The sequence below is a fragment of the Janthinobacterium sp. SUN026 genome, from assembly GCF_030397625.1.
GTDB lineage: Bacteria > Pseudomonadota > Gammaproteobacteria > Burkholderiales > Burkholderiaceae_D > Janthinobacterium > Janthinobacterium kumbetense.
The window spans coordinates 774,162-798,090 of sequence record NZ_JAPQNU010000001.1; the positions used below are offsets into that span (position 1 = coordinate 774,162).

Genomic DNA, 23,929 nt, shown 5'->3' on the forward strand with positions numbered 1-23,929 from the left:
TCTTGATCCCACAAAAACGCACCTGTCCGGTGCGTTTTTTTTCGCCCAGCATTTCCATCGGCAAGTATGCAAAATCCATCTAAGCAAATGAGAAATGGTTAGTTCTTTTTATAACGAATGCATGTGATTATTGCACTCTATAACTCAAAAATGTAATAAGAAGGAGTTTCTATGTCTGCAGCATCAGCAGCACCGCTCAAGGCGCGCGGAGCGCCGTTTCGGGTCATGCCGGGATTTAAGCTGTCACTGGGCTTCACGCTCTTTTACCTGGCCTTGATCGTTCTCATTCCGCTGTCGTCGGTGTTCCTGAAAACTTTCACCATGACATGGGACGCCTTCTTCAGCGCCGTCACGTCTGACCGCGTGATGGCGTCGTACCGCCTGACGTTTGGCGCTTCGCTGATCGCCGCCCTGTTGAACGTGGTGTTTGGCGGCATCCTGGCCTGGGTGCTGGTGCGTTACAAATTTCCCGGCAAGCGCATCATCGACGCGCTGGTCGACTTGCCGTTCGCCTTGCCGACGGCCGTGGCCGGCATCACCCTGACGGCCTTGTATTCGTCGAACGGCTGGTTCGGCCAGTTCATCGAAGGCGTGCTGGGCATCAAGGTGGCGTTCACGCCGCTGGGCGTGGTGGTGGCGCTGACCTTCATCGGTTTGCCCTTTGTCGTGCGCACCGTGCAACCGGTGCTGGAAGACGCGGAAAAGGAACTGGAAGAAGCGGCCGCCAGCCTGGGCGCCAATTCGCTGCAAACGTTTATCCGCGTCATCTTCCCCACGATCCTGCCATCCTTGCTGACGGGCTTTGCGCTGGCGTTTGCCCGCGCCACGGGCGAGTACGGTTCCGTGATCTTTATCGCCGGCAACATGCCGATGGTGTCGGAAATCACGCCGCTGTTCATTATTACCAAATTGGAACAATACGATTACGCAGGCGCCACGGCCATCGCCGTGGTGATGCTGGTGGTGTCTTTCCTGCTGTTGTTGACGATTAACCTGCTGCAAGCATGGACGCGCGGAAAGGCGAAGAAATCATGAGTACGAATACGACTAGCGTCGCTGGCGTGGACAATGCGCGCCCGGCAGTGCGCCGCTTCGAGCCGAATGTCGGCCCCGTCGTGCTGGAACCGTTGTGGGTACGCACGGTTCTGATCACCGTCGCCTTGCTGTTCCTGACGGCGTTCCTGATCGTGCCCCTGGTGGCCGTGTTCGCGGAAGCGTTCAAGAAGGGCTGGGAAGCGTATATCGCCGCCATCATCGACCCGGACGCGATTTCCGCCATTAAATTGACCCTGATCACGGCCGCCATCGCCGTGCCGCTGAACCTGGTGTTCGGCGTGGCCGCTTCCTGGTGCATCGCCAAGTTCGAATTCCGCGGCAAGAGCATCTTGCTGACCCTGATCGACTTGCCGTTTTCCGTCTCGCCCGTGATTTCCGGCCTGATCTATGTGCTGATGTTTGGCGCCCAGGGCTGGTTCGGCCCGTGGCTGCAGGCGCACGACATCAAGATCCTGTTCGCCGTGCCCGGCATCGTGCTGGCCACCATCTTCATCACTTTCCCGTTCGTGGCGCGTGAATTGATCCCGCTGATGCAGTCGCAGGGCAGCGAAGAGGAAGAGGCCGCCATCGTGCTGGGCGCCTCGGGCTGGAATACCTTCCGCCGCGTGACTTTGCCAAATATCAAGTGGGGTCTGCTGTATGGCGTGATCCTGTGTAACGCCCGCGCCATGGGCGAGTTCGGCGCCGTGTCCGTCGTGTCCGGCCATATCCGTGGCGAAACCAACACCATGCCGCTGCAGGTGGAGATTCTGTACAACGAGTACAACTTCGCCGCCGCGTTTGCCGTCGCCTCCCTGCTGGCCCTGCTGGCGCTGGTGACCCTGGCCTTGAAAGCTTTCATTGAGTGGCGTTTGAACGAGAGCAACGCCGACGATTCCGCCTTACGTTCCACGGAGCACTGATATGACCATCGCAGTTAAAAACATCCACAAGCGCTTCGGCGATTTCGTTGCCCTCGACAATATCTCGCTGGACTTTCCCGCCGGCGAACTGACGGCCTTGCTGGGCCCGTCCGGTTGCGGCAAGACCACCTTGCTGCGCATTATTGCTGGCTTGGAACATCCGGACAGCGGCCAGGTGCTGCTGGACGCGGAAGACGCGTCGAACCGCCATGTGCGCGAGCGCCAGGTCGGTTTCGTGTTTCAACACTATGCCCTGTTCAAGCACATGACCGTGTTCGAGAACGTGGCCTTCGGTTTGCGCGTGAAGTCGCGCAGCGAGCGCCCGTCGGAAGACCAGATCCGCCGCAAGGTCAAGGATTTGCTGGAACTGGTGCAGCTCGATTGGCTGGCCGACCGCTATCCGCCGCAATTGTCGGGCGGGCAACGCCAGCGCATCGCCCTGGCGCGCGCGCTGGCCGTCGAACCGCGCGTGCTGCTGCTGGACGAGCCGTTCGGCGCCCTGGATGCCAAGGTGCGCAAGGAATTGCGCCGCTGGCTGCGCCGCCTGCATGACGACTTGCACGTCACCAGTATTTTCGTCACGCATGACCAGGAAGAAGCGCTGGAAGTGGCCGACCAGGTCGTACTGATGAACAAGGGCACGGTCGAGCAACTCGGTTCCCCGGAACAAGTCTATAACCACCCCGCGTCGCCGTTCGTCTACGGTTTCCTCGGCAACGTCAACCTGTTCCACGGCCGCGTGCATGACGGCGTGATGGCCACGGGCGACGCCAGTTTCGAGGTGCCCGATTACGCAGGCGTGAGCGACAGCAAGGGCACGGCCTATGTGCGTCCGCACGACCTGGAAATCGACCGCTACACGCAGGGCGCGGAAGGCATCGTGGTGAAACTGAGCCGCGCGCATGCCATCGGCCCGCTGGCCCAGCTGGACTTGCAGCGCGTGGATAACAGCGAACTGATCGAAGCGGTGATGTCGAACGAGCGTTTTACCCATCTGCAGCTGAGGGAAGGCGAGACATTGGTTGTCCGCCCGAAACGCCTCCATGTATTTGTTGAACCCACCCGAACTTGATACAGGATAGCCATGAACTTTCAACAATTGCGATCGATCCGCGAAGCGGCCCGCCGCGGCTATAACCTGACGGAAGTGGCCAACGCCCTGTTCACGTCGCAACCGGGCGTGAGCCGGCAAATCCGCGAACTCGAAGACGAGCTGGGCGTGGTGATTTTCGAGCGCAACGGCAAGCGTTTGACGGGCTTGACGGAGCCGGGCAAGGGCATCCTGAAGATCGTCGACCGTCTCTTGATCGAGGCGGAAAACCTGCAGCAGGCCAGCCTCGAATACAGCGGCCAGACGAGCGGAACCTTGTCCGTGGCTGCCACGCACACGCAGGCGCGCTATGCGTTGCCGAAAGTGGTGCAAAGCTTCCGCGCCGCTTTTCCCGAAGTGCGTATTGCGCTACAACAAAGCGCGCCCGAGCACATCGCGGAATGGGTGCTGTCCGGCAAGACCGATATCGGCATCGCCACGGAAGGCTTGAGCCAGTTCCCCGACCTCGTGTCGTTCCCGTGCTACCGCTGGAGCCATCTGATCGTCGTGCCCGACGGCCATCCGCTGCTCGAGCACTCGCCCATCCGCCTGGAAGACCTGGCGAAGTATCCGCTGATTACCTACGACAAGGGTTTCACGGGGCGCGGCCATATCGACGACGCGTTTGCCAAGGCGGGCGTGGCGACCGATATCATCCTGACGGCCATGGATTCCGACGTCATCAAGCAATACGTGGCGCTGGGCCTGGGCGTGGGCATCGTCGCCTCGATGGCCTTCGACCATGGCCGCGACAAGGGGCTGCGGGCCGTGGAAGCGTCGCATCTGTTCGCCACCAACACGACGCGCCTGGCCGTGCGGCGCGGCGCCTACCTGCGCGCCTACGCCTACGAGTTCATCCTGCAGCTGGCGCCGGACTTGACGCGCGAAGATATCGACCGCGCCATGGCGGGCGAGGACGCCCTCTAGGCGATGGCCGCCCTTTGCGCGCGCGTCAGGCTGGCCACGGCGCGCGCGTGGCTATCGCGCACCAGTTCCGCCAGGTAATCGGACGGGAAGCGCGCCACGTCGACGATGGTCACCCAGTGAAATCGGCCCATGTAACGGGCCGGTTTCACGCCCGGCATGTCCGTCAGTTCGATAAAGCGTCCGGCGCTGGCGCGCAGGCTGAAGCGCCACTGTTCCGGCATGCTGGTTTTAAAGTACGCAAATTTTTTCCCCGCCACTTCATACACGAGGATGTTCGACGGCGCACCGTACAGCACGGCTTGCGCGCCGGGCAGGGCCGCGCAAACGTCTTTCAGTTCATCACTTGTCATTCGTCAACCGCCATGAATTGTTGCGTGTCGTGGTCAAAGGCGAACGCCGACCCGGCGGGCGCATCGAGCAGCGCAATGAAGCGGTCATCCACGCTGAGCACGGCGCCCAGCGACACGAGGGCCACGTTGGCGCTGTCGTTGATGTAGTCGTCGCTTTCATCGTTGGCCGTGAAGCGCCAGCCGCTGTCGTCGGCGTTGTCCGGCTCCTCGCGGTACAGATAGCCGACGGGCGCGCCGTCTTCCAGCACTTTTTTCGTGACGAAGCACAGGCCCGCATAGCGGTTGACGAGGTTATCGTCATCGTCGTGCTGCGTATTGATGATGTGGCGCGCTTCGAAGGCGACGGGGTCTTTGGCTTGCAGATCACGGATGTAGCCTGGCGTGTTGTCGAGCTTGCCGGTGAAGTGGCCATGCGGTTCGACCGTATCCACCAGCACCCACATGCGCTCGGCGCCCGGCGCCTGCGGATCGTCGCTGTGGAAGGCGAAGATCAGCTTGACCACCTCGCCGGGGCGCACCTGGGCGATGGCCTCGGGCGGCGATTTGTAGAAGGTGTAGGGATGGCGCGCCGCCAGTTCGGCGGCGTCGGCCAGGTGCCAGCTGGGCATGGTTATCCGTCATCAAGAAGAGTAAGGCCCATGGTAGCCGATTGCGTGCCAGGATGACCACGCCTACCTTCCGGCTTGCCGTTGCCGCAGGGCTACACCGCTATCTGGCATGTGCCGATCTACAACAATCCTGCTGCCAGGAGCGGCGCCCGGACATGGCAGGGAGGGCGGCATGCCCCGCGATAGCCGGCACCGGCTATAAACTGATGAGGCCAATTGAAAATGCCAATGGTAAAAATTGTTTCTTTTATTGTATTTCGATTTCCTGAATGATATCTTTTGCTCTGCGATGTGAAAATAGCAGAAAAATAACCAATATTGCATTTATAGAAATATTTATATCAGGGGAATATATGAACATGACCAAACGCGCGTTGCTGGGGCTTTGCCTGACCGCTGCGGCTTGCCTGGCGCCATTGGCCCAGGCGGCGAGCTGGGTGGAAATCACCGATCCTGCCATGGCGGGCTTCTCGGTGGGCGGCAAGACCGTCACCTATGGCAGCGTGGCAGCGGACTCGGTCTGGGTCTATGACGGCGCCAACCCGCCCGGCGCGCAAAGCGCGGCCGCCATCCAGAGTTTGGTCAGCAGCACGTTTGGCCTGCCGTCCAGCGGTACCGGCTCCTTGGTCTTTGCCGCCCAGGGCGACTTGGCCAGCAGCAACTCTGGTTCGTTCACCGTCAACTCCAGCTTTGACTACCTAGCCGTGCATTATGGCCGTGGCGAACTGTTGTTCCACTGGGACACGCCGCTGGCCGCCAATACGGTTGTCACCATTGCCAACCTGCCGCGTGGCCTGAGCAATTTCCGCGCGTTCAACTCGGTTTCGGCAGTGCCTGAGCCAGCGACCTACGGCATGCTGATGCTAGGCTTGGGCCTGGTCGGATTTGTCGCGCGCCGCCGCCGCGCCTGAGCCTGCAGCGCCTGCGGGCGCATGCGCTGACGCATGAAAAAAAGCCTGGAAACGCGATGCGTTCCAGGCTTTTTGCATGGCAGAGCGGCATTTACCAGCTATAGCCGGCCTTGGCGTAGTAATAGCGGCCGTTGAAGCCGTTCGGCGCGAAGCCGCTGTACGGCTGGGTGCCGCCATTGTTGAAGTTGCCCACGCTGGTGACCTGGTCAGGATAGCGGTTGGTGACGTTGTCGATGCCGGCCACCAGGCGCCAGTTCTTGCCCAGTTTCACGGAACCGGACACGTCCAGCACCCATTGCGGATCGTAATGCTGGTCTTGCAGGGCATTGTTTTGCGGCACGATGAAACTGCCGTAGCGCGTTACGACGCCGTGCGCATTCCAGATGCCGACGCTGTAGTCGGCGGCCAGGCTGAACTTGTCCTTTGGCGAACCGACGGTGGCGCGCTGGATGGTCTGGCGGTCGATCAGTTTCAGGTCGTTGGCCGTCAGGATGGCCGGATTGTCCGCCAGTTTCTGTACCGAGGTCTTGTTGTGGTTGTAGGCCACGGTCAAGTCCAGGCGGTCCTTGTCCTGCAAGTCGATGCGGTAGGTGCTGACGATGTCCACGCCTTCCGTGCGCGTATCGACGGCGTTGGTGAAATAGCGTCCTGCGCCCACCGGCGTGCCTTGCGCGGCGAGGATGTTTTTCAAAGTAGTGCTGAGTATCAGATTGGAGGAAAACAGGATACGGTCATCGATGTCGATGCGGTAGGCGTCGATCGTCGTCGTGAAGTTGCGCGTGGGCTGGAATTGCAGCCCCAGGCTGTAGTTGCGGGCTTTCTCCGCTTTCAGGTTTTGTGCGCCCAGTGCGCGCGCCTGCGGCGTGTTGACGGCAAAGGTGCCCGTTTCGATGGCCGTATTCGTGCCATTGATGACCTGAAAGTTGGTGGTGGTGATGGTGTAGTACTGCTGCGCCAGCGACGGTGCGCGGAAGCCACTCGACACGGTGCCGCGCAGGGACAGGGCGTCCGTGAAGGCATAGCGGGCCGAACCCTTGGCCGAGGTGGTGCTGCCGAAATCGCTGTAGCGCTCATGGCGCAGGGCCACGCCGCCGGACAGTTTTTTCGTCGCTTCCGCTTCCAGGTTGACGTAGATCGATTCATTGTGGCGGCTGTGGCTACCCGCGTTTTCGGGACGGAAGCCGGCAAAGCCCTGCGAACCGGTACCGGTATACGATGCTTGCTCGCCGGCGCCGATCGTGTATTTTTCATGGCGCGCTTCGGCGCCCACGGCCACCGTCAGCGGCCCCGTAAAGTAAGCGACGGGAAATTCGCGCGCCGCGTCGAGATTCAGGACGGTCTGCTCATTTTTCAGCGAGCCCACATAAAAGTGCGTGGGACTAGCTGCAGCCAGGTCTAAATTGACGGTATTGTCGAGATCCAGCTTGAACTTGTTGCTGCCGTAATTCAGGCTGGCATTCCAACGCCAGCCGGCCGCCTCGCCGCGCAAGCCCGTCACCAGCGACTGGTCGGTCAGGGTGCTGTTCTGGATCGGCAGGAAGCCTTCGGGGAAGATCGACGAGCGCGTGACGTATTGTCCATTTTTGTCCTTCACCAGGCCTGAGCGCCAGGTGGCGCCGGCCGAGGTGTCGCGCTGGCCGTAGCCGCCGAAGGCATACCAGTCGAGGTTGTCGCCGAGATGGTATTCGCTGTTGATGAAGACGGTAGCCGGCTTGCTCTCGGCATCGCCGTAGCGCAGGTTGACCTTGCCGTAGCGCGGTTCCAGCGGGTTGCTGAAATCGCGGCCGGCGCGGTTGGTGGGACCGCGATCGGCCACTTCCGCCGAGACGCGCACCCAGCCGTCCTCGCCCAGGGCGAAGCCGGCCGAACCCTTGATGGATTTCTGCTTGCCGTCGCGTTCCTGCGTCTGGCCATAACCCACTTCGATGTCGCCGCCGGCCGCGCCTTTTTTCAGGATGATGTTGATCACGCCGGCAATCGCATCGGAACCGTACTGGGCCGCCGCACCATCGCGCAGCACTTCCACGTGGTCGATGGCGGCCAGGGGGATGGCGTTCAGGTCGACGGGCGCCGAGCCGCGGCCCAGGGTGCCGTTGACGTTGACGACGGCCGACGTGTAGCGGCGCTTGCCGTTCACCAGCACCAGGGTCTGGTCGGGCGACAGGCCGCGCAGCTGGGCAGGGCGCACGGCGTCGCTGCCATCGGCACCCGTCGGACGGGGGAAGTTCATCGATGGCAGCAGGCGCGCCAGCACGGTGGCCAGTTCGGCCGAGCCCGTGCTTTGCAGGTCGCGCGAGGTGAGGATGTCGATCGGCGATTCGGAATCGATGGTGCGGCGGTTCTTGGCGAAGGTGCCGGTGACAACCACCGATTGCAATTCGCCTTCGGCCGGCAGCTCTTGCTGCGCTTGCGCCTGCATGGGCAGGCTGAAGCAGGCGATCAGGCTGGCGGCGATAACGGTTTTCACGGGCAGGGCGGGAAGCTGGGAGCGGGCGTTGCTTGAACTCATCGACGATATCTCTTCGGTTGGTGGTTACGCGGACCATGGCGGTCCGACGATGAAATCAGATTAACAGTGGGCACGTGGCGTGCTTACGAATCGTTCTGTCTATCGATATGCAATAAATATCTGAAACACGTCAACATGGCGCGAGTAGCGCATATGGCCTCGTTTCCAGCATACGGCCGGGCAAGGCAAGGCCGCAATGCTGCACAGCAGTAAATTGCCAGCTGTTGTATAAAAACGACTATCTGCGAGAAGAGGGGGGAGCCTGGCGGCGGCATGCGCCGCCAGACGCAGGGCGGTTACTGCCCTGGATTGGGCGCGCTGGCGTGGATGGCGTCGACGGCCGCCACCAGTTCCGGCGACAAAGTGACTTGATGGGCGTCGATATTTTGCTGCAACTGCTCCACGCTGGTGGCGCCGATGATGGTGGAGGCCACGAACCAGCGCGTGTAGCACCAGGCCAGCGCCAGTTGCGCCGGCGTCAAGCCGTGCGCGCGGGCCAGCGCCGCATACTGGCCGGCGGCCGCGATGGTGGCGGGGCGCACGTAGCGGGGACTCCAGCCGGCCGGAAAGCGCGTCAGGCGGCCCTTGGCTTGCGGATCGTCGAGGTATTTCGCCGTCAGCTGGCCGAACGCCAGCGGGCTGTAGGCCAGCAAGCTGACATTTTCCCGGTGGCAGGTTTCGTCGAGCAAACTCGTCTCGAAATGGCGCGCCGTCAGGTTGTACAGGTTCTGGATGGAGGCGATGCGCGGCAAGCCCTTCAGTTCCGCCTGCTTGATGTATTCGCACACGCCCCACGACGATTCGTTCGACACGCCGATGTGGCCGATCTTGCCTTCGTCGACCAGCTTGCCCAGCACGGCCAGCGTGTCTTCGATGGCGACGCAAGCGTGCTCCTTGCGCGGGTTGTATACGCTGGCGCCGAAGATGGGCAGGTTGCGGCTGGGCCAGTGCAATTGATACAGGTCAATGTGCTCCGTCTGCAGCCGGCGCAAGCTGTCTTCGACGGCGGCGCGGATGTTGACCGCGTCGTGGTCCGTCTTGCCCTTGCGTATCCAGTGCATGCGCGAATTCGGCCCGGCCACCTTGCTGGCCAGCACGATGTTGCCGCGCTTGCCGCTTTTCTTCAGCCAGCTGCCGATATGGCGCTCGGTGCTGCCCTGCGTCTGCGCGCTGGCCATCACCGGATACATCTCGGCCGTGTCGATGAAGTTGATGCCCCGTTCCAGCGCGTAATCGAGCTGGCTGTGCGCTTCGGCTTCCGTGTTCTGTTCGCCGAAGGTCATCGTGCCCAGGCAGATCCTGCTGACTTCCAGGCTGCTGGTACCCAGCTTGATCTTTTCCATGCGCCGTCCTTAGCGGGCCTGCTTGCCGTGCAGCGCGCGCGCGCAATCCTTGATCAGCGCGGGACCGGCGTAAATCAGACCGCTGTACAGCTGCACCAGTTGCGCGCCCGCCTCGAACTTGGCCACGGCGTCGCTGCCCTGCATGATGCCGCCCACGCCGATGATGGGCAGCGCGTCGCCCAGTTCCGCCTTCAGCAGGCGGATGACATTGTTCGACAGCTCGAACACGGGCGCGCCCGACAGGCCGCCCGCTTCCGCGCCGTGCGGCATGCCTTCGACGGCGCTGCGCGACAGGGTCGTGTTGGTGGCGATGACGCCGTCGATCTGGTGGCGCGTGAGCGACTCGGCGATGCTCTTCACCTGTTCGCCATCCATGTCCGGCGCGATTTTCAGGGCCAGCGGCACGTAGCGCTTGTGCTTGTCCGCCAGGCGCGCCTGGGCATCTTTGAGCTGCGACAGCAGGGCGTCGAGTTCCGACGCGCCCTGCAGCTGGCGCAAATTCTTGGTGTTCGGCGACGAGATGTTCACCGTCACATAGCTGGCGTAGGGGTAGACTTTTTCCAGGCACAGCAGGTAGTCGTCGGCCGCGCGCTCGATGGGCGTGTCGGCGTTCTTGCCGATGTTCAGGCCCAGCACGCCGGCGCGGTTCTGGTAGAACTTCGACGCCTGCACGTTGGCGACAAACGCGTCCACGCCGCCATTGTTAAAGCCCATGCGGTTGATGATGCCCTGCGCCTGCGGCAGGCGGAACATGCGCGGTTTCGGGTTGCCCGCCTGCGCGCGCGGCGTGACGGTACCCACTTCGATGGAGCCAAAACCCAGGTCGGCCAGCGCGTCGATGTAGGCGCCGTCCTTGTCCAGGCCGGCGGCCAGGCCGACCGGGTTCGGGAAGGTGATGCCCATCACCGTGCGCGGGTCCGCCGCCGGTTTGCCGGCCAGCTTCGTCAAGCCCAGCGCGCTGGCGCGTTTCAGGGCGGGCAGGGTGAGATGGTGGGCCGCTTCGGCATCCATCGAAAACAGCAAGGGGCGGGCGAGGGAGTACAGGAATTTTTCAGACATGGGGCGCTTTGAGTAGGTATGCGGGCTGCCGGGAAGGGCTGGCGGCGCGCGAAATAAGTGGCGTATTTTACCGTGTTCCGCGCGGCTGCCGGGTGTATAGTTCTTGTTGGTCTAATGCAATATTGAATCCTTGATAATTCGCATTCGACCGTGGACCTTCCTGTTTTTTCTCTGTTCTGTTGACTTCATAAGCGAGACATCGATTGAAAAAGACACGCATCCTGACCGCCATCGCGGCCGCCAGCGCACTGCTGCTGAGCCATCCGGCCCTGGCCCTGCCCAATACGCAAGACACCCGCATGCTGAGCGAACCTGCCGTCTCCAGCCGCCACATCGCCTTCATCTATGCGGGCGACGTATGGCTGTCGAACCTCGATGGCGGCGGCGCGCGGCGCCTGACCTCCGACCTGGGCGACAAATCGAACCCCGTGTTTTCGCCCGACGGCAGCCTGATCGCGTATAGCGCCAACATCGACGGCAATGTCGACGTGTATGTGATCGCGGCCGCCGGCGGCGTGCCGCGCCGCCTGACCTTCCACCCGGGTGTTGATCTGGCGCAATCGTTCACCCCCGATGGCCAGTCCGTGATGTTCACCTCGCCCCGCGCCGCCTTCAACAACCGCTTCCAGAAGCTGTTCACGGTGCCGGTGGCGGGCGGCGTGGAAACCCAGCTGGAAATCCCCAACGCGTCGCGCGCCACGTATTCGCCCGATGGCCAGCGCATCGCCTACAACCCGCTCGCGCCCGCCTTCAAGCAGTGGAAGCGCTACCGGGGCGGCACCAATTCCTGGCTGTGGCTGTTTTCGTCCAGCGACAAATCGATTGAAAAAATCCCCCAGCCCACCACGCGCTCGAACGACGTCGATCCCATGTGGATCAAGGATACCGTGTACTTCCGCTCGGACCGCAACGGCGAATTCAACCTGTTTTCCTACGACGTCAAGACGAAAGCCGTGCGCCAGTTGACGCAGCACAAGGATTTCCCCGTGCTGAACGCGTCGGCGGCGAACGGCACCATCGTCTACGAGCAGGCCGGTTATCTGCACTCGCTCGACATCGCCAGCGGCCAGGCGCACAAGCTGGCCATCGCCGTGGCCAGCGACCTGGGGCAGGCGCGCCCCCGCTGGGTCAAGAACGCGAAATACATCCGCGACGCCTCGATTTCGCCGTCGGGCGCGAGGATCGCCTTCGAGTACCGGGGCGAGATCGTCACCATTCCCGCCGACAAGGGCGACGTGCGCAACCTGACGCAGACGGCCGGCGCCCACGAGCGCACGCCGATCTGGTCGCCCGATGGCCGCTCGGTCGCATATTTCTCGGACGAGTCGGGAGAATATGAACTGCATGTGCGCTCGCAGGACGGCAAGGGCGCCGTGAAAAAGCTCAAGCTCAATGGCAGCGGTTTCTATGACAACGCCGTCTGGTCGCCCGACAGCAGGAAGATCGCGTTTGCCGACAATGGCTGGAGCATGTATGTGATCGATGTCGGCACGGGCAAGGTGCAAAAAATCGCCACGGAGCCGATGTATGGCGTCGACAAGAGCATGCGCGCCGCGTGGGCGCCCGACTCGCGCTGGCTGGCCTATACGCTCAATTCGCCCACCTACACGCGCAGCGCCTACATCTATTCCGTCGAGCAGAACAAGTCGATGCCCGTGACCGACGGCTTGTCCGACGTGGCCCAGCCCGTGTTCGACAAGAGCGGCAAATACCTGTACTTCTTCGCCTCGACGAATGCTGGCCCCAGCAACAACTGGTTCTCGCAGCAGAACGAAGACAATCTGGTGACGCGCACCGTGTGGATGGCCGTGCTGCGGCGCGACTTGCCATCGCCCCTGATCAAGGAAAGCGACGAGGAAAAGGCGGCCGGCGCGGAGAGTAAAAAAGACACGGTAAAGGGGGAAGCGGAAGCGAAGAGCGAGCCGAAGGTCGATCCGAAGACGGGGCGCGACGACCCGAAAGTGGTCGTCGCGCCGGTGGCGCCGATCCACATCGATTTCGACGGCATCGCCACGCGCATCGTCGACTTGCCGCTGCCGGCCGCGCAATTCTCCAGCCTGACGGCTGGCGCTGCGGGGCAAATCTTCCTGCTGCGCGAAAGCGACGGCAAGAAGGCCGTGCAGCGCTTCGATCTGAAGGAGCGCAAGGCGGAAACCGTGGTGGCGGAAGCCGATGATTTCGAAGTCTCGGCCGACGGCAAGAAGCTGCTGTACCGCCAGAAGGACAATTGGGCCATGGGGTCGGCCACGGGCAAGCTGCTGGCGCCGGGCGAGGGCAAGATCAAGGTCGACGCCATCGAAGTGAAGGCCGATCCGCGCGCCGAATGGACGCAGATTTTCAACGAGGTGTGGCGCATCAACCGCGATTACTTCTATGACCCGGGCATGCATGGCGTGGACTGGAAGGCCATGCGCGACAAGTACGCCGTGTTCCTGCCCGAGCTGTCCAGCCGCGCGGATCTGAACCGATTGATACAGTGGATGTGCAGCGAGCTGGCCGTGGGGCACCACCGGGGCGGCGGCGGCGACGATTTTATCGAGGCAAAGAAAGTGCCGGGGGGCTTGCTAGGCGCCGATTATGAAGTGCGCGACGGCCATTACCGCTTCAAGAAGGTGTATGGCGGCTTGAACTGGAATCCGGCCCTGCGCGCGCCGCTGACGGAGCCGGGCCTGAACGTCAAGGCGGGCGAATACCTGCTGGCCGTCGACAGTCGTCCTTTGCTGCCGCCGACGAATATCTACAGCGCCTTCGAGAACACGGCCGGCAAGGCCATCGACCTGACCGTGGGACCGTCGGCCGACGGCAAGGGCGCGCGCACGATCACCGTGGTGCCCGTGCCGACCGAGGATGCCTTGCGCAACCGCGACTGGATCGAAGGCAATATGCGCAAGGTCAATGCGGCCACGGGCGGCAAGGTGGCGTATGTGTACGTGCCGAATACGGCGGGGCTGGGCCATACCTACTTCAAGCGCTATTTCTTCCCGCAGGCGGACAAGCAGGCCATCATCGTCGACGAGCGTTTCAACGGCGGCGGTAGCGTGGCCGATTACTACATCGAGATCCTGCAGAAGAAGGAAATCGCCTGGTGGACCATGCGCTACGGCGCCGACATGAAGACGCCGTCCGCGTCGATCCAGGGGCCGCGCGCCATGCTGATCGACGAGACGGCCGGTTCGGGCGGCGACCTGCTGCCGTGGATGTTCCGCAAAAACAACATGGGCCCGCTGATCGGCAAGGCGACGTGGGGCGGCCTGGTGGGTGTACTGGGCTTCCCCGTGCTGATGGACGGAGGCTTCATCACGGCGCCGAACCTGGCGTTCTGGACGCGCGAGAATGGCTGGGGCGTGGAAAATGAAGGCGTGCCGCCCGATATCGACGTCGAGCAAACGCCGGCCGACGTCATCGCCGGGCGCGATCCGCAGCTGGAAAAGGCGATCGAGGTGATCCAGGCCGAACTGGCGAAGAATCCGCCCGTGCAGCCCAAGCGTCCGGCGTTTCCGGACAAGAGCAAGTAAAGGGGATCAAAGGAGATCAATAAGAAAAAGGGGCGCAAGCCCCTTTTTTTACAGGATGACCCACTGCCCCTTGATGCGTGCTTCCAGCGGCTTGAAGTTGATCTTGTACGCCATCTTCGGGCTTTGCTTTATCCAGTAGCCCAGGTAGATGTAGGGCAGGCCCAGTTCGCGCGCCTGGGCGATTTGCCACAGCACGTTGTAGGTGCCGTAGGAGGCGCCCGGCACGTCCGGATCGAAAAAGGTGTAGACGGACGACAGGCCGTCGGCCAGCACGTCGATGATGCTGACCATGCGCAGGATGCCTTCGGCATCGCGAAACTCCACCAGGCGCGTATTGACCCGGCTTTGCAGCAGGAATTGCGCATACTGGTCGCGGCTGTCCTGGTCCATGCCGCCGCCCGCGTGGCGTGTGCTCTGGTAGCGCAGGTACAGCTCGTAGTGCTCGTCGAGGAAGGACAGGGTGGCCACGCCCGCCTGCAGGTCGGCGTGGCGGCTCCAGGCGCGGCGCTGGTTGCGGTTCGGGGTAAACTCGCCCGTCACGACGCGCACGGGTATGCAGGCCTGGCAGCCATCGCAATACGGGCGGTAAGTAAAAATGCCGCTGCGGCGAAAGCCGTTGCGCACCAGTTCCGAATACACGTCGCTGTTGATCAGGTGCGAGGGCGTGGCCACCTGCGAGCGGGCCTGGCGGTCGTCCAGGTAGCTGCACGGGTAGGGCGCCGTCGTGTAGAACTGCAGGGTGGCAAACGGTAGTTCGTTCAGGTGCGTCATGCTGATCCTGTCTGGTCTGTCCGCGGCAATGGAAGTCTGCGTGGAGATATCATAGCTTTTTTATGCCGGCGGTGCAGCCTGCCAATCCGTGATTTGCGCTGCTTCAATGGCGACGCGCACGTGGGCCAGGAAGCGCGCGCGCGAAATGGGCGCCGCGCCCAGCGACGCCAGGTGTCTTGTTTCTTGCTGGCAGTCAATCATGGCCACGCCGCGGTCCTTCAGGAAGCGCACGAGGTGCGCCAGCGCGATCTTCGAGCCATCCGTCACGCGCGCGAACATCGACTCGCCATAGAACATGCGCCCGATCGACACGCCATACGCGCCGCCCACCAGTTCCCCGTCCAGCCACAGTTCCGACGAGTGCGCGTAGCCCAGCTTATGCAAGCCCGTGTAGCCGGCGATGATTTCGTCGGAAATCCACGTTCCCGGGCCATCCTTGCGCGGCGCGGCGCAGGCGCGCATGACGGCGTCGAAATCGCCGTCGAAGCGCAGCTGCCAGCGCCCGTCCGTGGCGGCGCTGCGTTCGACCTTGCGGATCGCCTTGGCCAGGCTGTCGGAGACCTTGAAATGCTCCGTCATCAGCACCATGCGCGGATCGGTGCTCCACCACAAAATAGGCTGGCCTTCGGAAAACCAGGGGAAGATGCCGCGCCGGTAGGCGTCGAGCAGGCGCGCGGGCGACAGGTCGGCACCGGCCGCCAGCAGGCCGGGCGCCTCGTCGGTCAGGGCGCGCGAGACGTCGGGGAACGGGGTGTGGATGTCGAGCCAGGGAATCATGCGGCGTCAAAGGTGGCAGGTGAGGGGAGCTTATTCTGCATCCGTGCGTGCCATCGGGCGCGTGATGTCGCCCGTATGCACGCCGTAGCTGCCGCCTTCGCGGATTTTCACGCGGTCGGCAAAGAACAGTTCCAGGGTGGCGCGGATGGTGGGGAAGGCCAGGTCATCCCAGGGAATCTGCGCTTCCGTAAACAGCTGCACGTCCAGGCTTTCGATGCCCGGTGCGAAATCGAGGTCGCGCAGGCGCGCCAGGTAGAACAGGTGCACCTGGTGCACGCGCTGCACGTTCAGCAGCGAGAACAGGGGCCCCAGTTCGATATTGGCGCCCGCTTCCTCCACCGTTTCGCGCTCGGCCGCATCCGACGTCGTTTCATCGTTTTCCATGAAGCCGGCCGGCAGGGTCCAGTAGCCCAGGCGCGGTTCGATGGCCCGCTTGCACAGCAAGACCTGCAACTGGCCATCCTCTTCCCAGACGGGAATCGAGCCGACCACCATTTTCGGGTTCTGGTAATGGATGGCGTCGCAGTTGGCGCACACATAGCGCGGGCGGTTGTCGCCTTCCGGGATGGACAGGCTGACAGGATGGGCGCATTCGGAGCAGAATTTCATGGGCGGGCTTAGGAAAAGAATGATGTCTAGTGTAACGCTTACTGTACACCGCTTACTGTACACCGATTGCGTGCGGCGTGGCGTGACCGGCGGACACAATGCCAACCGGCAATTGGCGAAGCTGCTTGACGCCCTTTGGAACGCATTTTTAATAAAATGGCTCTATTGCAGTCAAAGTTGAGATAGCTATTGCCTAAGCCGCCTGTTTGCCCTTATAATTCTTGTGCGGGGTGGAGCAGTCTGGCAGCTCGTCGGGCTCATAACCCGAAGGTCACAGGTTCAAATCCTGTCCCCGCAACCAATACCGGAAAGCCGCTGATTCTTGCAAAAGATCGGCGGCTTTTTTCATTTCCGCCTGGCGCACCCCATCATCTGCCTATCGGCAATCTTCGCGAGGCGGGGCGCGCATGCAATTGTCAAATCTTGCCCTTTACGCCTCGCAACAATCTGGTATATAATTCTGCTGCGGGGTGGAGCAGTCTGGCAGCTCGTCGGGCTCATAACCCGAAGGTCACAGGTTCAAATCCTGTCCCCGCAACCAATTCGAAGCCGCTGATTCCTCGCAAGAGGGTCAGCGGTTTTTTCGTTGTGCGGCGGTGTTTACTCTGGCAGCTGGCGCGCATACACGACCAGCCGCAGGTGGCGGTCCGCATCGATGGTCAGCGAGGTGTGCTCATATGCGATGCCTTCGCCGCCGACGTCCAGGCAGCGCACGCCGGCACATGGCGCATGCACGTCGTGGCGGCGCCACCACAGCTTGAATTCGGGCGAGACTTTTTCCAGTTCGTCCACCAGCGCGTGAATGTCCGCTTCCTGCGTGGCGCGCGCATAGTCGCGGCGAAAGCTCGACAGCATCAGTGGCGCCTGCTCTTCCCAGCCGATGAAGCGCGAGCGCAGCAGCGGATCGGTAAACAAGAGCCATAGCAGATTGCGCCGCGCCGGCACATGCGCGCCGAAGCCGAACAGGGCGTCCGCGCCCGCATTGAACGCCAGCACGTCCCAGCGCAGGTTGAGCACATACGCGGGATGCGCCAGTTCGTGCATCAGGCGGCGCACCGGCGGCGGCACCACGCAAAACGTCTTGCCCTCTTCGGCCGGCGGACGCGCATGCGCGAGCAGGAACAGGTGGCGGCGTTCGCCCGCGTCCAGTTTCAGCACTTCGGCCAGCTTGTCGAGAAAGGCGCTGGAGACGCCGATGTCGCGCCCCTGCTCCAGCCAGGTGTACCAGGTCAGTCCCACGCCGGCCAGCGCCGCCACTTCTTCGCGGCGCAAGCCGGGCGTCCTGCGCCGCCCGCCGCCGGGCAAGCCCACGTCTTCCGGCGACAGGCGTGCGCGGCGCGCCTGCAGGTAGGCGGCCAGTTCGTGGCGGGTGCGGGCCAAAGTGCGCATGATGCTGCCTTTCCGGTAAGCCTGTTGCTATCAGTAATAGCATAAACAGTTAAATTGTAATTGTTTATATTGTATTCCAGAATGCCTGCTTTCTTCCCGAAGGCTTGCCCATGTCCGACTATTCTTCTCACGCCAGTACTGGCACTTCCGCCGCCGTGCTGCCCGCCACCGTCTATCTGATCGCCGTGGGCGCGTTCGCGCTGGGCATGGCGTCGTATGTGACGGCAGGCCTGATGCCGATGATCGCCGGCGCGTTTTCCGTTTCGCTGGCGATGGCGGCGCAGCTGGTGACGGCGTTTACCCTGGCCTATGGCCTCGGATCGCCGCCGATGGTGGCTTTGCTGCCGGCGCGCGCGCAGCGCTCTGGCCTTTTGGTCGCCCTGGGCGTGTTCGTGCTGGCGAACGGGGCCAGCGCGCTGGCGCCCGGTTTCAGCAGTCTGCTGGCATGGCGCGCCATCGCCGGCATCGGTGCGGGCGTGTATCTGGCGCTGGGCATCGCGGCGGCGGCCGGCGTGTCGGCGCCGCAGCAGCGGGGCAAGGCCATCGGCGCGATCATGGGCGGCATGGCGGGCGGCACGGTGCTGGGCGTGCCCTTGAGTTTGCTGCTGGCGCAGCAGCTGGGCTGGGCCGCGGCCCTGTGGCTGGTGGCGCTTCTCGGTGCGCTGGCGCTGGCGGGCTTGCTGTGGAAGCTGCCCGCGCTGCCTGCCGCATCGTCCGCGCCGGCCATTTCGCTGCGCCGCAAGCTGGCCTTGCTGGCCGACGGGCAGGTGCTGGCCATCCTGCTCGTGTCGCTGCTGGCGGCCATCGCCAGCCTGGGCATGTACACCTTCATTGCGCCGCTGCTGGCGTGGTCGGCGCAGGGCGCAGCGATCTCCGCCACGCCCTTCCTGTGGGCCTGGGGCGTGGGGGGGATCGTTGGCAGCGTGCTGGTCGGGCCATGGGCGGACAAGGTGGCGGCGCCGAAACTGACCTGGCTCATCTTGCTGCAGCTGGCGCTGGCCTTGGGCGCGCTGCCGCTGGCGGCCGGCTGGTCGGCCTGGCTGATGCTGGCGCCTATCGTGCTGTGGGGCGCGGCCGGCTGGGCCCTGCAAGTGCCGCAAAACCAGCAATTGCTGGCCGTGCGCGCGCGCCAGGGCGACGGCAATCTGGCCATCGCCCTCAACGAATCGGCGCTGTACCTGGGCAGCGCCATCGGCGCCGCCACGGGCGGGGTGCTGCTCCTGCTGGACTGGCCCATGTGGCTGCTGGCGGCCGCCGCCGCCCTGGTCGCCGCCGCCTCCTTGCTGCTGCAGTTGCCGGCGGCGCGGCGCGGCTAGCCTTTCTTCGCCAGTTGCATGCCCACGGGCAGGGCGCGGATGCGCTTGCCCGTAGCGGCGAAGATGGCGTTGCACAGGGCGGGCGCGATGGGCGGCGTGGCCGGCTCGCCCACGCCGCCCAGCTCCATGTCCAGGGTGCCCGGCACCAGGTGCGTGTGGATCACGCGCGGCGCGTCGGCGGCGCGCAGCACGGCGTAGTCGTGGAAATTGCTTTGCTCGACCCGGCCATTTTTAAAGCTGATTTCGCCGCTCATGGCCAGGGACAGGCCCATGATGCAGGCGCCCTCGATCTGCGAGCGCACGCGGTCCGGGTTGATCTGCGGGCCGCAATCCATGGCGATGTCGACCCTGGGCACGATGACTTCGCCGGCCGCATTGATCTCCACTTCGATCACGGCCGCCACATAGGTAACGAAACTGTAGGACACGGCCAGGCCCAGGCCCCGTCCCTTGGGCAGCTTGCGGCCCCAGCCCGCCTTGGCCGTCGCCAGCTCGATCACGTGGCGCATGCGGCCGATATCGACCGGATACTTCGCCGGATCTTCGCCATAGTTCCAGCCGTCGGACAGGTCGGCCGGGTTGATCTTGCGCGCGGGGCCCAGGAGCGCCAGCAGGTAGTCGCGGTGGTCCTTCTTCGCCGCATGCGCCAGTTCGGCCGTGAACGACTGGATGGCGAAGGCGTGCGGGATGTTCGACACGGAACGGAACCAGCCGATGCGCGTGTGGGCCGGCACTTCGGGCACTTCGACGCGGATGTTCGCAATGGCGAACGGCACGTTGATGGCCGACATGCCCAGTTCGAACGGCGCCTGTTTGTTCGCGCCGGCGGCAAAGGTCGACGTGATGGTGGGCGCGGCCGTACGGTGCAGCCAGGCCGTCGGCATGCCTTTCGCGTCGAGCGACGCTTCCAGCCGTTCGACCGATACCGTATGCAGGTAGTCGTGCTGCAGGTCGTCGTCGCGCGTCCACGTCAGCTTGACGGGCGCGCCATCCATGGCTTTCGACAGCAGCGCCGCCTCGACGGCGAAATCGGGTTTCGATTTGCGCCCGAAGCCGCCGCCGAGCAGGGTCACGTGGACGGTCACGTCGTCATACGTCAGGCCCAGGGCCTTGGCCACGTTGCTGCGCGTCGCCTGCGGCGCCTGCACGCAGGCCCACACTTCGGCCTTGCCGTTGGCGATGCGCACGGTGGCGGCGGGCGGCTCCATGGTGGCGTGGGCCAGGTGGGGCAGATAGTACTCGGCGCTGAATTTTCGCGCGGCGGGAGCTGCGGCCAGTGTCGCCACCGTCTTGCCCTGGTCGCGCGCCGGGCTGGCCGGCTGGCGCACGGCCGCTTCCAGCGTCTTGCGGAAGGCTTTCGAATCGTAGCCGCCGTTCGGACCGTCGTCCCATTCCAGCACCAGCGCTTCGCGGCCCTTGATGGCGGCCCAGGTGTTGCTGGCGATGACGGCCACGCCGCCCAGGGGATTGAACATGGCCGGCGGCGGGCTGCCCGCCAGTTCGACGATGCGCAGCACGCCCGGCACTTTCAGGGCCGCCGTCTTGTCCACGCTTTTCAGCTTGCCGCCGAAGACGGGCGGACGGGCGATGACGGCGTACGCCATGCCGTCGAGGCGCGTGTCGATGCCGAAGTGGGTGTTGCCCGTGACGATGTCGTGCAAGTCGATGCCGCGCGTGCTGGTTTGCCCGATGTAGCGCAGCTCGCCCGCCGTTTTCAGGCTGATGCGCGCGCGTGGCGGCACGGGCAATTTGGCCGCTTCTTCGGCCAGCGCCCCGAAGGACAGCGAGCGTCCGCTGGCCGCATGCACGACCGCGTGATTGACGGCTTTCACCTCGGTGACGGGCACGTCCCAGCGCACGGCGGCCGCCGTTTCCAGCATCAGGCGCGCCGTGGCGCCCACGTGGCGCATGGCGCGGAACGAGTGGCGCATGCTGCGCGAACCGTCCGTATCCTGGCTGCCGTAGCGCGCTTCGTCGGCGGGCGCCTGCTGCACGCGCACCTGCGCCCAGTCGGCGCCCAGTTCGTCGGCCGCCACCATGGGCAGGCTGGTACGGATGCCCTGGCCCATTTCGGAGCGGTGCGCCACGATGGTGACGATGCCGTCGGCGCCGATCGACAGGAAGACCAGGGTGTCGTTGACCACGCCGCCAGCCATATTGTCGCCGCCGTATTTGACGGCATCGGCCGCCATCACGAGGCCGGAAGGACCGGCCACCAGGGTCAAGCCGGCCAGCGCGCCGGCGGCCTTGAGCCAGTTGCGCCGCGCAGGTGAATGTGCTGCGGCAGTGTCATGGATGCTCATTTGGCCGCTCCTTTTGCGTGGATGCTGCTTGCGGCCTGCTTGATGGCCGCGTGGATGCGCGTGTAGGTGCCGCAGCGGCAGATATTGCCGCTCATCGCTTCGCGGATTTGCTGGTCGTTCGGTCTCGGCGTCTTGTGCAGCAGGGCCGTGGCCGACATGATTTGCCCGGCCTGACAGTAACCGCATTGTGGCACGCCGTGTTCCTGCCAGGCTTGTTGCAGCGCAAGGCCGACCTTGTCTTCGCCCACCGCTTCGATGGTGGTGATCTTCTTGCCGGCGGCGGCCGACATGGGCGTCACGCAGGAGCGGATGGCTTCGCCATCGAGGTGCACGGTGCAGGCGCCGCACAGGGCCATGCCGCAGCCGAATTTGGTGCCGGTCATGCCCAGTTCGTCGCGCAGGGCCCACAGCAGGGGCGTGTCTTCAGGCAGTGCAAGGTCGTGCTGCTTGCCATTGATGGTCAGGGTCGTCATGTGTATTCCTCGGAGTGGGGATGGTGCGGGACAGCGCGACGGCCATCCGCCAAACGGATTAGCTCATCAGTAGGGGATGGTAGCACCGGCCGGCCTGCGCTGCAGGAGATGGCGCCGGTGGCATACTGCGGCTTCTGATATCGGAGTTTTCCATGACATACCTCACAACGGCGCCGGGCTTGCCCGACATCCTCGCTCCCGGCTTGCAGGTGGTTTTTTGCGGCCTCAATCCCGGCGTGGACGCGGCGGCGGCCGGCCACCATTTTCTCGGCCGCGGCAACCGCTTCTGGCCCGTGCTGCACCTGGCCGGCTTCACGCCGCACCTGGTGGCGCCGCAGGACGATGTCAGCGTGCTCGGTTTCGGGCTGGGCTTGACGGCGGCCGTCGTGCGCCCGACCAGCCGCGCGGACCAGGTGGGGGCGGACGAATTCGCGCAAGCGGCGGCGGGCCTGCGGCACAAGCTGGCATGGGCGCAGCCGCAGTGGATCGCCTTCCTGGGCAAGGCCGCTTACGCGGCGATGACGGGAAAACGCCAGTTGGAGTGGGGTGAGCAGCCAGAGCGCTTCGGCGGCGCGCGCGTGTGGATCTTGCCCAATCCGAGTGGCCTCAATCGCGGCTATTCGAAGGAGCGGCTGGTCGACGCATATGCGGAACTCAAGCGCGCGCTGGGCTGATGCCGGGCTGGCGTTCAGCGCACTTGCGCATGGATGGAGGGGCTTAGCGGGCTTGCTCCAGCTGCGCGTACACGGCGTCGGCGATCTTGCCCAGTTCCCGTTTGGGCAGGCTCGCCGAGAGGGCATAACCGAGCTGGCCGTCGATCCAGTAAAACACGCTCAGGTCCTTTTCCTGCGTATAGCGGAAAGCCGTTTCCTGCCTGCCCGCCCGTTCCTTGGCCACGTACAGGGTCAGGCGCTTGCCACCGCCATCTTCGTACATGAATTGCGCCACGGGGCCATCGCCATCGCCGGGCAGCAAGCGCCCGCCGATCAGGTGATAGCCGAGTGGCGACAGCGCGGGCGGCTGCAGTTGCGTGCCCAGGCGTTTCGACAGCCATTGCACCAGGTGCGCTTCCTGCGCCGCGCCCACTTCGACGGGATGGCGCACTTCGGGCGTGTAGACGGCATGGGCGATGGCGGCGCTGCGCGCCAGGGTCAGGGGGCTGGCGCTGGCGCTCGTGCCGTCGTCGCCGCGCAGCAGCCAGCCGCCCGCGCCGCCGGCGATGAGCAGCACGATGGCCGCTGCCGCCTGCATGGCGGGGCGGCGCCAGGCTCCGTTCGCCGCCGCTGGCGATGCCGCCTGCCGCAGGGCCGGCGGCACGGCTTCGTCCAGCACGGGATCGAACAGGGCGCGCAATTGCCGGTTCTGTTCGCGCCACGCGTCCACCCTGGCGGCGTCCTCGGGATGCGCGCGCAGGTGGGCGTCGATGGATGCGCGCTGCTCCTCGGGCAGGACGCCGTCGGCCAGGGCGTGCAATTGCGCTTCGCTGATGGCTTGCATTGTCATTTCACGACTTTCAGGGTAGGGGCGCCATGGCTGCCGGCGGGGCGGCCGTCGAGCAGTTCGCGCAGCCGCTCGCGCCCGCGCGACAGCCGCGACATGACGGTGCCGACGGGGATGCCCAGCGTGGACGCCACCTGCTCGTACGGCATTTGTTCCAGCGCGACGAGCAGGATGACTTCGCGCTGCCCCAGCGGCAAACGGGCCAGCGCCGCATCCATTTCGCCGATAGCGATGGCCTGTCCCGGCGCGCGCTCCGGCGCAGGCAGCAGGGCGTCGTCGTCGAGCTCCAGCAGCGCCAGGCCGGGGCGGCGCAGTTGATCCACGTGCAGGTTATGCATGATGGAAAACAGCCAGGGCCGCATCTCGCCACCGCGCTGCCACTGGTCGAACTTGCGCCAGGCCCGCTCCACGGTATCCTGCACCAGGTCGTCCGCGTGCGCGGCGCCCGCCAGCGCGCGCGCATAGCGGCGCAGGCCGGGCAGGCAGGCTTGGAGCTGGCGGCTGTCCTCTTGTGTGGTCAT

The 23,929-nt window shown here is 64.2% G+C and carries 21 protein-coding genes and 2 tRNA genes; 10 read left to right on the forward strand and 13 right to left on the reverse strand.

The features are described 5' to 3' along the window. Window positions 1–225: 225 nt before the first annotated feature. From cysT to OX459_RS03550, 4 genes are read left to right on the forward strand one after another with little or no spacing between them, the layout of a single operon-like run. A complete protein-coding gene (gene cysT, locus OX459_RS03535) occupies window positions 226–1,035 on the forward strand; it encodes a sulfate ABC transporter permease subunit CysT (RefSeq protein ID WP_099408869.1) in 810 nt (269 codons plus the stop codon). Beyond that, complete coding sequence (gene cysW / locus OX459_RS03540; protein WP_251350677.1) at window positions 1,032–1,958, forward strand: sulfate ABC transporter permease subunit CysW; 927 nt, start codon at window positions 1,032–1,034, stop codon at window positions 1,956–1,958. Before cysT ends, cysW begins: the two co-directional genes overlap by 4 nt. 1 nt (window position 1,959) lies before the next feature. Beyond that, the gene (locus OX459_RS03545; protein ID WP_289903856.1) at window positions 1,960–3,030 is read left to right on the forward strand and encodes a sulfate ABC transporter ATP-binding protein; all 1,071 of its coding nucleotides are present in this window, start codon (window positions 1,960–1,962) and stop codon (window positions 3,028–3,030) included. 12 nt (window positions 3,031–3,042) lie between these two features. After that, window positions 3,043–3,975 (forward strand): CysB family HTH-type transcriptional regulator, encoded by a 933-nt coding sequence (locus tag OX459_RS03550; protein ID WP_034785189.1) that lies wholly within the window; start codon window positions 3,043–3,045, stop codon window positions 3,973–3,975. Here OX459_RS03550 and OX459_RS03555 read toward each other — a convergent pair. Continuing rightward, window positions 3,972–4,325, reverse strand: coding sequence for an MmcQ/YjbR family DNA-binding protein (locus OX459_RS03555; protein ID WP_289903859.1), 354 nt, complete (start codon window positions 4,323–4,325; stop codon window positions 3,972–3,974). The genes OX459_RS03550 and OX459_RS03555 overlap by 4 nt on opposite strands. Continuing rightward, complete coding sequence (locus tag OX459_RS03560) at window positions 4,322–4,933, reverse strand: DUF2185 domain-containing protein (protein ID WP_289903860.1); 612 nt, start codon at window positions 4,931–4,933, stop codon at window positions 4,322–4,324. The genes OX459_RS03555 and OX459_RS03560 overlap by 4 nt, the downstream gene beginning before the upstream one ends. Before the next feature lie 353 nt (window positions 4,934–5,286). On the opposite strand from OX459_RS03560, the gene OX459_RS03565 reads away from it, so the two are divergent. After that, window positions 5,287–5,844: a PEP-CTERM sorting domain-containing protein gene (locus OX459_RS03565; protein ID WP_289903861.1), complete on the forward strand. Its 558-nt coding sequence runs from the start codon at window positions 5,287–5,289 to the stop codon at window positions 5,842–5,844. 91 nt (window positions 5,845–5,935) lie between these two features. Here the strand turns inward: OX459_RS03565 and OX459_RS03570 are convergent, their stop codons facing one another. The 3 genes from OX459_RS03570 to OX459_RS03580 all read right to left on the reverse strand — a co-directional run bounded on the left by OX459_RS03570 (window position 5,936) and on the right by OX459_RS03580 (window position 10,755). Then, window positions 5,936–8,353, reverse strand: a complete 2,418-nt coding sequence (locus OX459_RS03570; RefSeq protein ID WP_289903863.1) for a TonB-dependent receptor — start codon at window positions 8,351–8,353, stop codon at window positions 5,936–5,938. 296 nt (window positions 8,354–8,649) lie between these two features. Then, the gene (locus OX459_RS03575; RefSeq protein ID WP_289903864.1) at window positions 8,650–9,696 is read right to left on the reverse strand and encodes an aldo/keto reductase; all 1,047 of its coding nucleotides are present in this window, start codon (window positions 9,694–9,696) and stop codon (window positions 8,650–8,652) included. 9 nt (window positions 9,697–9,705) lie between these two features. Next, window positions 9,706–10,755, reverse strand: coding sequence for a quinone-dependent dihydroorotate dehydrogenase (locus OX459_RS03580; RefSeq protein WP_099666807.1), 1,050 nt, complete (start codon window positions 10,753–10,755; stop codon window positions 9,706–9,708). Window positions 10,756–10,958: 203 nt separating this feature from the next. Between OX459_RS03580 and OX459_RS03585 the strand changes: the two genes are divergently transcribed. Continuing rightward, window positions 10,959–14,270 (forward strand): S41 family peptidase, encoded by a 3,312-nt coding sequence (locus tag OX459_RS03585; protein WP_289903866.1) that lies wholly within the window; start codon window positions 10,959–10,961, stop codon window positions 14,268–14,270. Window positions 14,271–14,318: 48 nt separating this feature from the next. Here OX459_RS03585 and OX459_RS03590 read toward each other — a convergent pair whose 3' ends face one another. The 3 genes from OX459_RS03590 to OX459_RS03600 are packed head-to-tail and all read right to left on the reverse strand — an operon-like array spanning window position 14,319 to window position 16,427. Then, window positions 14,319–15,041 carry an arginyltransferase gene (locus tag OX459_RS03590; RefSeq protein WP_099666809.1) on the reverse strand — a complete coding sequence of 241 codons (723 nt, stop codon included), beginning with the start codon at window positions 15,039–15,041 and terminating at the stop codon, window positions 14,319–14,321. A gap of 60 nt (window positions 15,042–15,101) precedes the next feature. Beyond that, window positions 15,102–15,818: a leucyl/phenylalanyl-tRNA--protein transferase gene (gene aat / locus OX459_RS03595; protein WP_251350684.1), complete on the reverse strand. Its 717-nt coding sequence runs from the start codon at window positions 15,816–15,818 to the stop codon at window positions 15,102–15,104. A 30-nt stretch (window positions 15,819–15,848) separates the two neighbouring features. Then, window positions 15,849–16,427, reverse strand: coding sequence for an NUDIX hydrolase (locus OX459_RS03600; RefSeq protein ID WP_099666811.1), 579 nt, complete (start codon window positions 16,425–16,427; stop codon window positions 15,849–15,851). A 224-nt stretch (window positions 16,428–16,651) separates the two neighbouring features. Between OX459_RS03600 and OX459_RS03605 the strand changes: the two genes are divergently transcribed. Both OX459_RS03605 and OX459_RS03610 read left to right on the forward strand, forming a co-directional pair. After that, a tRNA-Met gene (locus tag OX459_RS03605) sits at window positions 16,652–16,728 on the forward strand. 163 nt (window positions 16,729–16,891) lie between these two features. Continuing rightward, window positions 16,892–16,968, forward strand: a tRNA-Met gene (locus OX459_RS03610). A 59-nt stretch (window positions 16,969–17,027) separates the two neighbouring features. On the opposite strand, the gene OX459_RS03615 is transcribed toward OX459_RS03610, so the two are convergent. Then, complete coding sequence (locus OX459_RS03615; RefSeq protein ID WP_289903867.1) at window positions 17,028–17,816, reverse strand: helix-turn-helix transcriptional regulator; 789 nt, start codon at window positions 17,814–17,816, stop codon at window positions 17,028–17,030. A 110-nt stretch (window positions 17,817–17,926) separates the two neighbouring features. Here OX459_RS03615 and OX459_RS03620 point away from each other — a divergent pair, with 110 nt between their 5' ends. Beyond that, window positions 17,927–19,132 carry an MFS transporter gene (locus OX459_RS03620; protein ID WP_289903868.1) on the forward strand — a complete coding sequence of 402 codons (1,206 nt, stop codon included), beginning with the start codon at window positions 17,927–17,929 and terminating at the stop codon, window positions 19,130–19,132. Here the strand turns inward: OX459_RS03620 and OX459_RS03625 are convergent. Next, a complete protein-coding gene (locus OX459_RS03625) occupies window positions 19,129–21,435 on the reverse strand; it encodes a xanthine dehydrogenase family protein molybdopterin-binding subunit (protein WP_289903869.1) in 2,307 nt (768 codons plus the stop codon). The two genes, OX459_RS03620 and OX459_RS03625, sit on opposite strands and share 4 nt — an antisense overlap. Then, complete coding sequence (locus tag OX459_RS03630; RefSeq protein WP_289903870.1) at window positions 21,432–21,908, reverse strand: (2Fe-2S)-binding protein; 477 nt, start codon at window positions 21,906–21,908, stop codon at window positions 21,432–21,434. The genes OX459_RS03625 and OX459_RS03630 overlap by 4 nt, the downstream gene beginning before the upstream one ends. A gap of 152 nt (window positions 21,909–22,060) precedes the next feature. Here OX459_RS03630 and mug point away from each other — a divergent pair, with 152 nt between their 5' ends. After that, window positions 22,061–22,582: a G/U mismatch-specific DNA glycosylase gene (gene mug / locus OX459_RS03635; protein WP_289903871.1), complete on the forward strand. Its 522-nt coding sequence runs from the start codon at window positions 22,061–22,063 to the stop codon at window positions 22,580–22,582. 43 nt (window positions 22,583–22,625) lie between these two features. On the opposite strand, the gene OX459_RS03640 is transcribed toward mug, so the two are convergent. Continuing rightward, window positions 22,626–23,411, reverse strand: a complete 786-nt coding sequence (locus tag OX459_RS03640) for an anti-sigma factor (RefSeq protein WP_289903872.1) — start codon at window positions 23,409–23,411, stop codon at window positions 22,626–22,628. Next, on the reverse strand, window positions 23,408–23,929 hold the full coding sequence (locus OX459_RS03645; protein ID WP_289903874.1) for an RNA polymerase sigma factor: 522 nt from the start codon (window positions 23,927–23,929) through the stop codon (window positions 23,408–23,410). Before OX459_RS03645 ends, OX459_RS03640 begins: the two co-directional genes overlap by 4 nt.